Origin of the sequence: Nonomuraea sp. NPDC050540 (assembly GCF_044457485.1) — a bacterium.
Classification (GTDB): domain Bacteria; phylum Actinomycetota; class Actinomycetes; order Streptosporangiales; family Streptosporangiaceae; genus Nonomuraea.
In genome coordinates this window covers 1-12915 of the sequence record NZ_JBITHA010000005.1, presented here as the reverse complement: position 1 = coordinate 12915, position 12915 = coordinate 1, and the positions used below count along the sequence as shown (strand labels likewise).

Genomic DNA, 12915 nt, shown 5'->3' with positions numbered 1-12915 from the left:
CAGACGGCCGACCTGGTCCACCGCTGTTCCAGGCCCAGGCCTGGCCGGGAGGGCGAGGGTGGTTCAGGCCGAGCGGGGGCGGTACTCGTCAGGGTCGGCGTCGCGGTGGGTGTGGCCGTCGATGGGTGGCTCGGGGGTTCGCTGAGGTGTTGCGTTCTCGGGAGCTGAGGCCAGGGGTGCTCGTGCGGCGGGCAAGGGCGAAGGCGTGGGGCTGGTCGTGGTCCGGGGTGCCGGCTTGGCTTGGGTCGTGACCTGGGAGGCAGCCGTGGGTTGGGTGGCGGGTGCGAGGGTGGCGGCGGCCGGGGAGGCGAGCGTGGCGGTGAGGGCGGCGACTCCGGTGAGTGCCCCGGTGATGACGCTGAGGTAGTGGAGGCGGGCGTGCATGTGGCGGCTCCAAGGGGTGCTGCGGGTTGGAGGGCCTAGCATCGCTCAGCCGGGGTGGGCGATGGGGAGCAGAACGCGGTTCTGTGGATAACGGCGACGCTCGGTCGAGAGCCTGTGGATAGGCGCGGGTCCATGGGGCGGCCGGGTTCAGCGGCCCAGGCGGTAGTCGACCAGGACGGCAGCGGCCCAGAGATCGGGAGCTCAGGGCGCCAGTGGCTCAGGGGGCGAGTGGCGCTCAGTGCATCGGCGGCCCTGGGTGCCCGCGGCTAAGGGTGTTGGCAGCCCGGGAGTGTCGGCTACCCGGGGTATCAGTGGGCCGGGGCATCAGCGACCTGGGGCGTCGGTAGGCCGGGGCGTTGGCAGCCCGGGAGGGGTGGTGGCGCGGAAGAGGTGGCGGCGCGGAAGAGGTGGCGGCGCGGAAGAGGTGGCGGCGCGGAAGAGGTGGCGGCGCGGGAGGGTGGGGAGGCTAGCTGGGATGCGATGGCTCAGGGGGTTGGGCGAGGTGGAGGAGTTCGGTGCGGACGAGGTCCTCCGGCAGGTCCATCGTGTGGACGACGCCCCACTGCAACGCCCCCAGCACGGCCCATCCACGGATCCGGTCCCGTTCTGAGGGGTTGGGGCCGACCAGGCGTTCGTGGATGGCGTCGCGGAAGGTGCGGATGGCCTCGCCAGGGGTGCCGGGTGGGGCGGAGTCGGCGGTGCCGAAGTCTTCCATGAGGAGCCGGATCACCGCCCGGTTGCGCACCACGCAGTCCACCAGCGCCGGTACGAAGTCGTCGCGGGTGCCGAGCAGGGCGAACACGTCGTCGGCGGCGGGCGCGAGCAGTTCGGCGGCCAGGCGGTCCTTGGGGTGGAAGTGGTAGGCGACCGCGGTTTTGGTGAGTCCCACTTCGGCGGCGATGTCGGCCAGCGACGTGGCCGCGTAGCCGCGCTCGGCGAACAGGCGCTGGGCGGCGGCGAGGATGCGGCTGCGGGTGTCGTTCCCGGGGTCGATTGTGGTCATCATCTCATTTCCGGTCTAGCACGGGATTTCCGGAAATTTCCCGTCTAATCTCGGCATCGTAGACGCTGTACGAGCGTACAGGACGGGCGTAAACAATGACGAGGTTTCTCGGGCGGCTCGGTAGCTGGTGTGCACGGCACGGGCGGCTGGTACTGGCGTTATGGGTGATCGCGGCCGCCGGCCTCATGGTCGGCAGCCTGGTCTCCGGCCGGCCGGTCAGCAATGACGTGACCATTCCCGGCACCGACGCGCAGCGCGCGCACGACCTGATGCGCGACGGGTTCGGCCCGGGGTACGCGCCGGGCGGCACGGTGCAACTGGTGCTCTATTCGGACAAGGGACCGCTCACGGACGAGCCGAAGAAGCAGGCCGTCGAAAGGTCCATGGACAAGCTCCGCGACCTCCCCCACGTCGAGCAGGTCGAGACGCCCTACCGGCGCGGCGGCATAGCCTCCAACCTGCAGATCGGCCTGATCGTGGTCCGCATGGAGGGCCACGACAGCGCCAAGGTCGCCGAGACCACGCAGGCTCTGTCGAAGGCCGCGGATCCGGCGCGGGCGATGGGCATCGAGGTGGTTCCGGCCGACAGTTCGACGCCGGCCGACAAGGAGATCAAGACCGGCCCCAGTGAGATCATCGGCGTCACGTGCGCGTTGCTCGTCCTGGTGCTGGCCTTCGGCACGCTCGTGGCCGCCCTGATCCCGATCTTCACGGCGCTGGTCAGCGTGGCCGCGGGCCTGGGCGTGATCGGGCTGCTCGGGCATGTGGTCGACGTGCCGAAGCAGGCGGGCATCATGGCCACGATGATCGGGCTCGGCGTGGGCATCGACTACGCGTTGTTCCTGCTCTCGCGGCACCGCAAGCTGCTGGCCGACGGGGTGCCGGTGCTGGAGTCGGTGCGGCGGACGGTGTCCAGTTCCGGTGGCGCGGTCGTGTTCGCGGGCGGCACGGTCATCATCGCGCTCAGCGCGCTCGTGCTCGGCGGCTTCCCGCTGCTGCGCACGCTCGGCTGGATCACCGGCATCTCGGTCGTCTTCGCCGTGCTCACCTCGATCACGCTGGTCCCGGCGCTGCTCGGCGTCCTTGGCGAGAAGGTCAACGCGCTCAAGGTGCCGTTCCTGGGCCGCCGCAAGGAAGGTTCCGGCGGCTGGGCCGGGCTCGGCGCGTGGGTCGCCAAGCGCCCGTGGAGCGTCCTGCTCGCCAGCGTCCTGGCGCTCGGCGCGCTCGCCGCGCCCGCGCTCGCGCTCAAGCTCGGGCCGCTCGACGACGGGTACGGCACGCAGGGCTCGGCCCCCCGCCGCGCCTACGAGCTGATGGCCACCGGCTTCGGCCCCGGCAGCAACGGCCCGCTGGTCGTCGTGGCGGAACTGGGCGGCAAGGTCGCCAAGGCCACCGACCCGATCGTCGAAGGCCTGGCCAGGGATGTGGGCGACATCGACGGCATCGCCCACGTGAGCCCGCCCAAGCTCAACGACGCCGGCCGTACCGTGCTGATCCAGGCGATTCCCGACTACGCGCCCAGTGACGAGCGCGCGCCCGCCGTCGTCGAGGCGGTCAGGGCGCTGGACAGACCGGGCGTGAACGTGCACGTCGGCGGAGAGGTGGCCGCGCTCGCCGACGCAGCGGACCGCATTTCGGGCAACACTCCGCTGGTCATCGGCGTAGTGGTGCTGCTCAGCGCGATGCTCCTGCTGCTGGCGTTCCGCGCGCCGGTGGTCGCGCTGAAGGCGGCGCTGATGAACCTGGTGTCGCTGGGGGCCGCGTTCGGCGCGCTCGCGATCGTCTTCTCCTACGGCCTGGGCAGCCAGCTGGTCGGCATGGACCCACCGGCCGACGCCTCCTACCTGCAGACCCTCTTCTTCACCGTGCCCATTGAGCCCTATGTGCCGTTGATGCTGTTCGCGGTGCTGTTCGGGCTCTCGATGGACTATGAGGTGTTCCTTCTCACGGCTGTACGGCAGGCGTACCTCAAACACGGCGACAACCGGCGGGCGGTGGCGGAGGGGCTGGGCTCGACCGGCCGGGTCATCACCTCCGCCGCCCTGATCATGGTCGCGGTGTTCGTCGCCTTCATCGCCTATCCGGACCCGCTGGTGAAGACGTTCGGCGTGGGGCTGGCGGTGGCCATCGCCGTGGACGCCACGATCATCCGCGGCTTCCTCGTCCCCGCCACCATGGTGCTGCTCGGACGCCTCAACTGGTGGTGCCCGCGCTGGCTGGACCGGCTGCTGCCCAACCTCTCCGTCGAAGGTCACGAGGACGACGAGGAGCCGCGGGTCTGGAAGAGTGAGCCCCATGTCGTATCCCGAAGTTAGGTACAAAGGCGACTCGGGAGAGCACAGCGGTGTGCTCCGCCCGGGCGATCAAGCCCCCGACCTGGTCATGGGCGCCGGTGGCACCGAGGTGCACTACCTCGGTACCGGCGCCACCACCGACGGGCAGTTCGGGCTGTACCGGTGGGAGATGGGCGTACGGCCCGGCGGCGCCACCCCGCACTTCCACCGGACGATCTCCGAGTCGTTCTACGTGATCTCCGGTTCGGTCAAGCTTTACAGCGGCGACACGTGGGTGGACGGCCGGCCCGGCGACTTCCTGTACGTGCCGCCCGGCGGCCACCACGGCTTCCGCAACGAGTCGGGCGAGCGGGTGACCATGCTGATCCTGTTCACGCCCGGCGCGCCGCGGGAGGCGTACTTCGAGGCGCTGGCCGAGCTCGCCACCTCCGGCCGCAAGCTGAGCGACGAGGAGTGGTCAGAGCTCTATCAGCAGCACGACCAGTACATGGTCTAGAGCCCGAGGATCTCCCTTTCCACGTGGTCGAGGGCCAGCCGTACCCCGCCCAGGGCGACGCTCTCGTCGCCGAACGTGGAGGTGACCACCTCGGGCACGCCGAGGCACAGGTCGGTCAGATGGCGGCGGAACGGCATGAGCAGGACGTCGCCCGCGCGGGAGTAGCCCCCGCCGACCACCAGCAGGTCGGGGTCGACGGCCAGCACGAGGGCGGCGGCCCCGATCGCGAGCTTCTCCGCGAAGCGCTCCACCGCGCGGGCGGCGCCGGGGTCGCCGTCGCCGGCGGCCTTGAAGACGGCGGCCGCCTCGCCGTGCGTGTCGAGTTCCGCGGCGGCGTCCTCCCAGCCGACCTGGCGCAGCGCGCCGATCTCGCCGGCCGCGCCGGTCCTGCCGCCGTGGAGCCGGCCGCCGATCAGCATGCCCGCGCCGACGCGGTGGCCGACCAGGACGTAGACGACGTCGGCGGCGTGCTGCGCGCTGCCGCGCCAGTGCTCGGCCAGGGCGGCGAGGTTGGCGTCGTTGGCGGCCAGGCCCTTGCACCCGAACCAGCCCCCGGCCAGCCCCGCGAGGTCCACGCCCGTCCAGCCGGGCAGCACGGTCGACAGGGAGACGCGGCCCGAGCGGTCCACGACGCCCGAGGTGCCCGCGCAGACCGCCCACACCCGGGTACGGGCCACGCCCGCGACGTCGACGCAGGCCAGCGCGGCCTGGCGGGCGGCCTCCAGGCGTTCGGGAGCGGGGGCGCCGTCGGAGACGGCCACGCGGTGCCAGCTGACGACCTCGCCGTTGAGGTCGGCGAGCGCTGCGAGGATCTTGTTGGCGCCGATGTCGACGCCGAGCACGTATCCGGCGTCGGCGCGGAAGCCGAACCTGCGGGCGGGCCGGCCCATGACACCTTCGTCCGGCGGGATCTCCCTGACCCAGCCGCGCTCGGCCAGTTCGTCCAGAACGGTCTCGACGGTCTGCCGGGACAGCCCGGTGATCCGGCCGAGCCGGGTGAGCGTGGCCACGCCTTCGCGGCGTAGCGCGTTCAGCGTGACCTGGGTGTTCACCCGTCGCAGGAGCGAAGCGTCACCCGCCACTTATGTGACTCCGTTTCATAACTGTGACCGACTCCACCTATTGACCTGTTTGACCTCGAATCCTAGCATCAGCCGACATACGTGAATTGGTTACATATCTGGAGGACTGATGGTCACTCTCGCCGTCGTCGGCGCGGGTTCACGCGGGTCCGGGTACGCCCGCCGCGCCGAGGGCAGGGCACGCGTGGTGGCCGTCGCCGACCCGCTGGCGGCCCGCCGCGAACGTTTCCCCGAGGCCGCCCACTACACCGACTGGCGCGAGCTGGCCGCCCTCCCCCGCCAGGCCGACGCCGTGATCATCGCCACCATGGACGCCGACCACGTCGAGCCCGCGGTCCGCTTCGCCGAGCTCGGCTACCACATCCTGCTGGAGAAGCCGATGGCCGTCTCCGAGCAGGACTGCCGCACGATCGTGGCCGCCGCCGAGAAGGCCGGAACCGTCTTCGCCGTCTGCCACGTGCTGCGCTACACGCCCTACACCCGGACGCTCAAGCAACTGCTCGACGCGGGCGCCATCGGCGAGATCGTCAGCGTGCAGCACCTGGAACCGGTCGGCTGGTGGCACCAGGCCCACTCCTACGTGCGCGGCAACTGGCGGCGTACCGACGAGTCGACCTTCATGCTGCTCGCCAAGTCCTGCCACGACCTCGACTGGCTCGTGCACATCATGGGCAGGCAGGTCACCCGGGTCTCCTCCTTCGGCGGCCTCAAGCACTTCCGCCCGGAGAACCGTCCCGAGGGCGCCGCCGACCGCTGCCTGGACTGCGCGGTCGAGAGCACCTGCCCCTACTCCGCGCCCCGCCTCTACCTGCCGCTCGCCGGGCGCGAGAGCTGGCCGCTGACCGTGATCACCGAGGACGTCTCGGCGGCGGGCGTGCGCGAGGCGCTGCGCACCGGCCCGTACGGCAGATGCGTCTACGCCTGCGACAACGACGTCGTTGACCACCAGGTCGTCAACATGGAGTTCGAGGGCGGCGCGAGCGCGGCGTTCACCATGACCGCCTTCACCCCCCAGCAGCACCGCCAGACCCGGATCTTCGGCACGCACGGCTCCATCGAGGGCGACGGCGTGCTGCTGAAGGTGACCGACTTCGTCACGGGCGAGACGTCCGTCGTCGACAGCTCCGCCGCCGGCGACGGTACGGCCGGCGGCGGTCACGGCGGCGGCGACGAGGGTCTGATGGCGGCGTTCCTGAGCGCGGTCGAGACCGGAGACCGTTCGGCCGTGCTGTCCTCGCCCGGCGAGAGCCTGCACAGCCACCTGATCGCCTGGGCGGCCGAGAGGTCCCGCCTCGACGGCACCACCGTCACCTTGGAAGGAACCCCCCGATAATGCACGGTAAGAAGATCCCGGCCGCTCTGGTCGCGGGACTGCTGGGCCTCGGCCTGGCGGCCTGCGGCGGGCAGGACGCCGGATCCCCCAGCACGCAGAAGCCGGCCGACGGCGGGCGCGGCCCGCTCACCTTCGCCAGCGGCAAGTTCGAGGCCGAGGCCACGCAGAAGATCGTCGACACCTGGAACGCCGCCCACCCGAACGAGAAGGTCACCTCGGTCCTGCTGCCGGAGAGCGCCGACGAGCAGCGCCGCAAGCTCATCCAGAACGCCCAGACCAAGTCCGACGCCTTCGACGTCCTGCTCATCGACGCCGTGTGGACCGGCGAGTTCGCCGCCAACCGCTGGGCCGACGAGCTGACCGGGCCGCGTTTCGACGTCACCGGCTTCCTGCCCCCGTCCGTCGAGACCGGCAAGTACCGGGGCAAGCTCTACGCGATGCCGCTGTTCACCGGCACCGGGCTGCTCTACTACCGCAAGGACCTGGTCAAGACGCCGCCCAAGACCTGGGACGAGATGAAGAAGATCTGCGCCGAGGTGCTGCCGAAGCAGAAGGGCATGTCCTGCTACGGCGGGCAGTTCGACAAGTACGAGGGCCTGACCGTCAACTTCGCCGAGGCGGTCAACTCGGCCGGCGGCCGGTTCCCCGAGGTCAGCAGCGATTCGGCCAAGCAGGCCGCGCGGTTCCTGGCCGACGGCTTCACCTCCGGGATGATCCCCAAGGAGGCGGTCACGTACAAGGAGGAAGAGGGGCGCGTCGCCTTCCAGGAGGGCAAGCTGCTCTTCTACCGCAACTGGGCCTACATGTACGAGGCCGCCAACAAGACCGACGGCTCCAGCAAGGTCGCCGGCAAGTTCGACGTGGCGCCGATCCCGGGACTGAACGGGCCGGGCGCCGGCACGCTCGGCGGCAACAACCTGGCCCTGTCGGCCTTCTCCAAGCACAAGGAGACGGCCAAGGACTTCATCGCCTTCGTCACCTCGGCCGAACAGGAGAAGGCGTTCGCGCTCATCAACTCCACGCCCATGGCCAGGGCCTCGCTCTACGACGACCCCGAACTGATCAAGAAGTACCCGTACCTGCCCGCGCTCAAGGAGGGCATCCTGGCCGCCAAGCCGCGGCCTTCGGCGGTCAAGTACGGTGACGTCACCGCGGCCATCCAGGAGTCGGCGTACGCGATCGTCTCCGGGACCAAGCCCGTCGACCAGGCGCTCGCCGAGATGCAGTCCGCTCTGGGCCCCCTGCTCAAGTGATCCGCACCAGGCAGAATCTCCTCGGCTGGGGGATGGTCTCGCCGACGCTGGTCGTCCTGGCGCTGGTGGTGTTCTATCCCCTGGTCGCGGCGATGCGCGAATCCTTCTACACCAGCGGTCAGACGCTCGACGCCGACGGCTTCGTGGTCGAGGGCGAGCGGTTCGCCGGCGCGGCCAACTACGCCGGCGTCCTCGGCGAGCGCTTCCTCAACGCCACGCTCAACACCACGCTGTTCACCGTGGCGACGGTGGCGATGGAGGTCGTGCTCGGCGTCGCGATGGCGCTGGTCATGCACCGCGCCTTCCGCGGGCGGGCGTTCCTTCGGGCCAGCATCCTGGTGCCGTGGGCGGTGCCGACCGCGGTCTCCGGCCTCATGTGGAAGTGGATCTTCCAGGCGGACGGCGTCGCCAACGCGATCCTCGGCACCCAGATCCTCTGGACCGCCGACGGCGTGTGGGCCAAGCTGGCCGTGATCATCGCCGACGTGTGGAAGACGTCGCCGTTCGTCGGCCTGCTCGTGCTGGCCGGGCTGCAGATCATCCCCGCCGAGGTGTACGAGGCCGCCCGCGTGGACGGCGCGTCGGCCGGGCAGCGGTTCTGGCGGATCACGCTCCCGCTGGTCAAACCGGCGCTGCTGGTGGCGGTGTTGTTCCGGCTCATGGACGCCTTGCGGGTCTTCGACCTGCCGTACGTGCTCATCGGACCGCGCAAGGCGTCGGTCGAGACGCTGTCCGGGCTGATCTGGGACGAGGCCACCCGCGTCCACTACGGCCCCGCCTCCGCCTACGGCACCGCCCTGTTCGTCTACATCGCGGTGATCGCGTTCGTGTTCGTGAAGCTGCTGGGCGCCGACCTGCTGAGCGACGTCCGGGCCCGCAAGAAGGAGTCGCGCGATGCTGCTGCGTAGAGCGGGCCTGGCCGGCATCGCCCTGTACTGCCTGGTGCCCTTCTACTGGATGGTGGTCTCCAGCTTCCGGCGTACCTCCGACATCTACGACAAGTCGCCGGTTCCGATGCCGTGGTCGCTGGAGAACTACGCCGCCGTCTTCGCCGAGGGCATGGGCTTCGGCCGCGCGCTGGGCAACAGCCTGCTGGTCGCCGCCGTCACGACCGCGGTGACGCTGCTCGTGGGCACGATGACCGCGTACGCCCTGGCCCGCCTGACCTTCCGCGGCAAGAACCTCATCCTCGCCCTGATCATCGCCGTGTCCATGTTCCCCGGTGCGCTGCTGATCGTGCCGCTGCTGAAGCTGTTCACCACGATCGGCTGGATCAACACCTATCAGGCGATGATCGTCCCTTCGATGTCGTTCGCCCTGCCGCTGACCGTGTGGAACCTGACCGTCTTCTTCCGCCAGCTCCCCCTGGAACTGGAGCAGGCCGCCATGATCGACGGCTGCACGGCCTTCGCCGCCTTCCGCCGCGTCCTGCTCCCCCTGGCCGCCCCCGGCGTCTTCACCACCGCGATCATCGCCTTCATCTGCACGTGGAACGAGTTCATCATCGCCGTGACCATGGTCAACGACCAGGCGACGCAGACCGCCACGGTCCGCATCGCCCAGTTCACCGGGGCGGCGAAGTTCGACACCCCGTTCGGCACGCAGATGGCCGCCGGCGTCCTGGTGACGATCCCGCTGGTCGTGCTGGTCCTGTTCTTCCAGCGCCGCATCGTCGCCGGCCTGACGGCAGGCGCCCTGAAGTAGACCTCACCAGCTGACCGGCAACGCCCGCACCCCGCCGGTCACCGACGAACGATCGCACTCGACCTCCTCCACCGGTACGGCCGGCCGCAACGCCGGCAGGCGAAGGAACACCGTCGTGAGCACCTGGTGCAGCAGCATCCGGGTCAGATGCGCGCCCAGGCAGAAGAACTTGCCGTGCCCGAAGCCGAGGTGCGGGTTCGGCACGCGGTCGATGAGGAACGCGCCGGGATCGCGGAACCGGCGCGCGTCCCGGTTGGCGGCCTGCATCGACAGGACCACCAGGTCCCCCGCGCGGATCCTGGCCGCGCCCAGGTCGATGCCGGCCAGCGCGTACCGGGGGATCCAGCTGCCCCCCGGCACCGCCACCCGCATGATCTCCTCGACCGCGGAGGGAACCAGGCCGGGGTCGGCCACCAGCCGCCGCCGCTGCTCCTGATCGGCCAGCAGGTACAGCAGCCCGTAGCCGATCCGCGCCGCGACCGTCTCGTACTCCACCAGACCCACAGGGCCGCACAGGACATCGGTGGCCGCCTCGGTGCCGAGCGCGGCCAGCCGGGTGATCATGTCCTCCCCCGCCCTGCCCCGCTCCCGCTCGACCATCCGGCTCATCGCCGCGCGCATCCCGCCCGGCTGTTCCGCCATCCGCCCCGGCGCGCGTAACCAGCGGGAACGCCACCGGTAGAGCTCCCACTCCGCTTCCGGCACGCCCACGAAGCCGAAGACCGCCCGCATGGCGTACGGCAGGGCCAGCTCGGCATACAGGTCGGCGGCCGAGCCTCGGGCCACGAGCGTCGAAAGGATCTCGTCGAGCACCGCCTGGGCCCGCGCCCGCTCCGCGACCACCCGGCGCCTGCCGTACGCCGGCACCAGGAGCGCGCGCAGGCGCCGGTGGTCGGCCATCTCGCCGTCGACGTCGCCCGGCGGATCGAACAGCCGCGCCGGCCACAGGCGCGGCGCGTACGCGGGATCGGGGTGGGACCGGCCGATGCGCCGGTCGGCGCAGAGCGCTCGCACGTCGGAGTAGCGGGTCACCAGCCAGCCGGCGTCCCCCGCGGCGGTGCGCACGCGGACGGGACCCTCCCGAGCGCGAAGGCACTCGAACTCGGGAGGCTCGGCGAAGGGAGTGGGCGCCGTGAAGGGCATCGGCCCGAACTCCTCTGACACGGCGCGGCCCCCTGGCTGGAAGGTTCTCTGGCGGTGCCGCTCAGCTCGTACGGCCGCTCCCCGCCGGCCGGAGCGCCTCGGCGACGTTCACGATCGCTTCGACGAACGCGGGAATCGAGTCCTGGTGGAAGCGCAGGTACAGGCCGGGCTCGACCAGTTCGAGCTCGGTCAGGATGGGGTTTCCCGCCGCGTCGTCGGCCATGTCGACCCGGGCGTACAGGAGCTTGTCCGCGTCGGGCACGGTGCTCAGCACCCGATCGGCGAGGTCCCGTTCGGCGGCGGTCGGCTGCCAGGGCTCGGTGCCGGGGTGCGCGTCCCTGGGCTCGTCGTAGCGCAGGCCGGGCGCGAGGACCGCCCGCTTGCGGATGGCGTGAAGGAAGCGGTTGCGGACGAAGACCAGCGCCCGCTCCCCGCTCACGTCGATCCGCGAGAGGTACGGCTGGACCATCGCGGTGACCCCGTCGGCATGGATGCGTTCGACGTGGGCGGCGGCCCGGTCGCGATCGGCGGGGGTGTAGCGGGCCGCGAAGCGCGCTCCCGCCCCCACGGCCGGCTTGACGACGAAGTCGTGCCCGGCGGGCAGGTCGGCGGCCGAACCGGGAAGCAGGTAGGTGGTCGGCACCACGGGAACCTTCTGCTCCCGCAGTTCGAGCAGGTACTCCTTGCGGGCGTTCCAGTGGATGATCTCCGGTGGGTTGGCCACGCGGGTGCGCTCCGCGCAGCGGTCGACCCATGCCAGGAACTCGGCCGAACGCCAGGAGTAGTCCCACGGAGAGCGGACGACGGCGAGATCGAAACAGGACCAATCGATTTCTGGATCGTCCCAATGGGTGATTTCCGCTTCGGCTTCGACCTCGTCGAAGGCCGCGTGCAGCAGCGGCATATCCAAATCCGGATTGACTTCTGGTCGCGGTCTGGCGGTCACCAAGGCAATGCGCGCATGAGCCATGTGCATCCGTCCTTTGGAAATCGGCCGCCCTTATAGAACCATGACACTTGGGCGCGGGCAACGATTCTCTAGGGCAGATGTCTATGAGGAATGGCGGAGGGACTCCTGGATGTTAGTAAGGTTTCGGCTCGCGTGCAGGGAGTCCGGATGATGCGCGCCCAAAACCTTGATGCTGCGGTCGCGGGTTTCCTTCTGCAGGCGGAAGGCCTCCTCGGAACGTCCCATCGTGTGCAGGGTCTCGGCCAGGCTGGTGGCCGACTGCAGCGTGTGCGGGTGATCTTCGCCGAGGGTCCGCCTCCGGCGGCTCAGCGCCTCGATCTGCAGGGTGTGGGCCCGGTCGTGGTCACCCAGGGTCCGCAGGTCGACCGCGAGGTTGTTGGCCGAGCGGAGGGTGTCGGGGTGATCGTCGCCCAGCACCTCCCGGTACCGGGCGTAGGTCTCTTCGTGCAGGTCGCGGGCTTCCTCGAAGCGGCCGAGCGCGTGGAGCGCCACCGCCATGTGGTTGGCGGAGTGAAGCGTGTGCGGGTGCCTCGGGCCGAGCACGCGCTCGTAGCGCTCGAAGGCGTCCTTCTGTAACGCGTAGGCCTCCCGGTCGCGGCCGAGCAGGTGCAGATTGATCGCGGATCCGTGCTTGAGCCGCAGGGCCAGGGGGTCGTCGGGGCCCAGCCCCGCCTCCGCCTCGCCCGTCGCCCGCTCGTAGAGCCGGGCCGCGTCCGCGTAGTCGCCCTGTTCGCGCAGCGCCCTGGCCAGGTCGCGGGCGGCGGCGAGGGTCTGCGCGTGCCGGGGTCCCAGGGTCTTCTGCCATTGGGCGTACAACTGGGCGGAGAACCTGGCGCTGGCCTGGGCCTCGCCCCGCTCGATCAGGTACCAGCCGGCGTCGCAGGCCATCTCCCGCAGGTCGTGGTCACCGGAGGCGTCCGGGGCGACGGCGAACAGGTGCGGAACCATACGGGACCAGGCGGCCCAGCCGGCGGGGTCCTCCGGGTCGTCGGGCCGGTAGCGGGCCAGCAGCGCCCTGGCGTGCTCCAGGACGATCTCCTGCTCGGCCGGCGGCAGGTGATCGCGGATGATGCTCTGGGATGCTCCTATAGATGTCAAGCGGCGGATTCTTGATCGTTTTTGGTGATGATCTGGTAGAGCTCGCGGGCGATGTAGCGTTTGAGGCAGCGGATGATCTCCTTCTTGGAGAGTCCCTCTTTGGTGCGTCGTTCCATGTAGGCGCGGGTGCGGGGGTCCCAGCGCAGGCGGACCAG

General features: G+C 70.4%; 12 protein-coding genes and 1 pseudogene. 6 read left to right on the top strand and 7 right to left on the bottom strand.

Annotated features, from left to right (window positions below):
• Positions 1 to 63: 63 nt before the first annotated feature.
• Together ACIBI5_RS18040 and ACIBI5_RS18035 are read right to left on the bottom strand one after the other, a co-directional pair.
• The gene (locus ACIBI5_RS18040; RefSeq protein ID WP_397248057.1) at positions 64 to 384 is read right to left on the bottom strand and encodes a hypothetical protein; all 321 of its coding nucleotides are present in this window, start codon (positions 382 to 384) and stop codon (positions 64 to 66) included.
• Positions 385 to 850: 466 nt separating this feature from the next.
• Complete coding sequence (locus ACIBI5_RS18035; protein WP_397248055.1) at positions 851 to 1390, bottom strand: TetR/AcrR family transcriptional regulator; 540 nt, start codon at positions 1388 to 1390, stop codon at positions 851 to 853.
• Positions 1391 to 1482: 92 nt separating this feature from the next.
• Between ACIBI5_RS18035 and ACIBI5_RS18030 the strand changes: the two genes are divergently transcribed.
• Positions 1483 to 3702, top strand: coding sequence for an MMPL family transporter (locus ACIBI5_RS18030; RefSeq protein WP_397248053.1), 2220 nt, complete (start codon positions 1483 to 1485; stop codon positions 3700 to 3702).
• Positions 3703 to 3733: 31 nt separating this feature from the next.
• The gene (locus ACIBI5_RS18025) at positions 3734 to 4177 is read left to right on the top strand and encodes a cupin domain-containing protein (protein WP_397248051.1); all 444 of its coding nucleotides are present in this window, start codon (positions 3734 to 3736) and stop codon (positions 4175 to 4177) included.
• On the opposite strand, the gene ACIBI5_RS18020 is transcribed toward ACIBI5_RS18025, so the two are convergent.
• On the bottom strand, positions 4174 to 5259 hold the full coding sequence (locus tag ACIBI5_RS18020; protein WP_397248049.1) for an ROK family transcriptional regulator: 1086 nt from the start codon (positions 5257 to 5259) through the stop codon (positions 4174 to 4176). The two genes, ACIBI5_RS18025 and ACIBI5_RS18020, sit on opposite strands and share 4 nt — an antisense overlap.
• Before the next feature lie 109 nt (positions 5260 to 5368).
• On the opposite strand from ACIBI5_RS18020, the gene ACIBI5_RS18015 reads away from it, so the two are divergent.
• From ACIBI5_RS18015 to ACIBI5_RS18000, 4 genes are read left to right on the top strand one after another with little or no spacing between them, the layout of a single operon-like run.
• Positions 5369 to 6592: a Gfo/Idh/MocA family protein gene (locus ACIBI5_RS18015; protein WP_397248047.1), complete on the top strand. Its 1224-nt coding sequence runs from the start codon at positions 5369 to 5371 to the stop codon at positions 6590 to 6592.
• Positions 6592 to 7845, top strand: a complete 1254-nt coding sequence (locus ACIBI5_RS18010; protein ID WP_397248045.1) for an ABC transporter substrate-binding protein — start codon at positions 6592 to 6594, stop codon at positions 7843 to 7845. Before ACIBI5_RS18015 ends, ACIBI5_RS18010 begins: the two co-directional genes overlap by 1 nt.
• Positions 7842 to 8753 (top strand): carbohydrate ABC transporter permease, encoded by a 912-nt coding sequence (locus ACIBI5_RS18005; protein WP_397248043.1) that lies wholly within the window; start codon positions 7842 to 7844, stop codon positions 8751 to 8753. Before ACIBI5_RS18010 ends, ACIBI5_RS18005 begins: the two co-directional genes overlap by 4 nt.
• Positions 8740 to 9549, top strand: a complete 810-nt coding sequence (locus ACIBI5_RS18000; protein WP_397248041.1) for a carbohydrate ABC transporter permease — start codon at positions 8740 to 8742, stop codon at positions 9547 to 9549. The genes ACIBI5_RS18005 and ACIBI5_RS18000 overlap by 14 nt, the downstream gene beginning before the upstream one ends.
• A gap of 3 nt (positions 9550 to 9552) precedes the next feature.
• Here the strand turns inward: ACIBI5_RS18000 and ACIBI5_RS17995 are convergent, their stop codons facing one another.
• The 4 genes and pseudogenes from ACIBI5_RS17995 to ACIBI5_RS17980 form a co-directional block, all read right to left on the bottom strand.
• Positions 9553 to 10713 carry a cytochrome P450 gene (locus ACIBI5_RS17995; RefSeq protein ID WP_397248039.1) on the bottom strand — a complete coding sequence of 387 codons (1161 nt, stop codon included), beginning with the start codon at positions 10711 to 10713 and terminating at the stop codon, positions 9553 to 9555.
• A gap of 40 nt (positions 10714 to 10753) precedes the next feature.
• A complete protein-coding gene (locus ACIBI5_RS17990) occupies positions 10754 to 11596 on the bottom strand; it encodes a RimK family alpha-L-glutamate ligase (protein ID WP_397248037.1) in 843 nt (280 codons plus the stop codon).
• Positions 11597 to 11743: 147 nt separating this feature from the next.
• The gene (locus ACIBI5_RS17985; protein ID WP_397248035.1) at positions 11744 to 12760 is read right to left on the bottom strand and encodes a tetratricopeptide repeat protein; all 1017 of its coding nucleotides are present in this window, start codon (positions 12758 to 12760) and stop codon (positions 11744 to 11746) included.
• Positions 12757 to 12915, bottom strand: a pseudogene (locus ACIBI5_RS17980) (IS110 family transposase); the annotation flags it as partial. The pseudogene ACIBI5_RS17980 and the gene ACIBI5_RS17985, both read right to left, overlap by 4 nt.

Excerpts from the sequence above, each read along its gene's own strand:
- ACIBI5_RS18040 (WP_397248057.1), bottom strand. The coding sequence starts at position 384 with ATGCACGCCCGCCTCCACTACCTCAGCGTCATCACCGGGGCACTCACC.
- ACIBI5_RS18035 (WP_397248055.1), bottom strand. The coding sequence starts at position 1,390 with ATGATGACCACAATCGACCCCGGGAACGACACCCGCAGCCGCATCCTC.
- ACIBI5_RS18030 (WP_397248053.1), top strand. The coding sequence starts at position 1,483 with ATGACGAGGTTTCTCGGGCGGCTCGGTAGCTGGTGTGCACGGCACGGG.
- ACIBI5_RS18015 (WP_397248047.1), top strand. The coding sequence starts at position 5,369 with ATGGTCACTCTCGCCGTCGTCGGCGCGGGTTCACGCGGGTCCGGGTAC.
- ACIBI5_RS18010 (WP_397248045.1), top strand. The coding sequence starts at position 6,592 with ATGCACGGTAAGAAGATCCCGGCCGCTCTGGTCGCGGGACTGCTGGGC.
- ACIBI5_RS18000 (WP_397248041.1), top strand. The coding sequence starts at position 8,740 with ATGCTGCTGCGTAGAGCGGGCCTGGCCGGCATCGCCCTGTACTGCCTG.
- ACIBI5_RS17990 (WP_397248037.1), bottom strand. The coding sequence starts at position 11,596 with ATGCCGCTGCTGCACGCGGCCTTCGACGAGGTCGAAGCCGAAGCGGAA.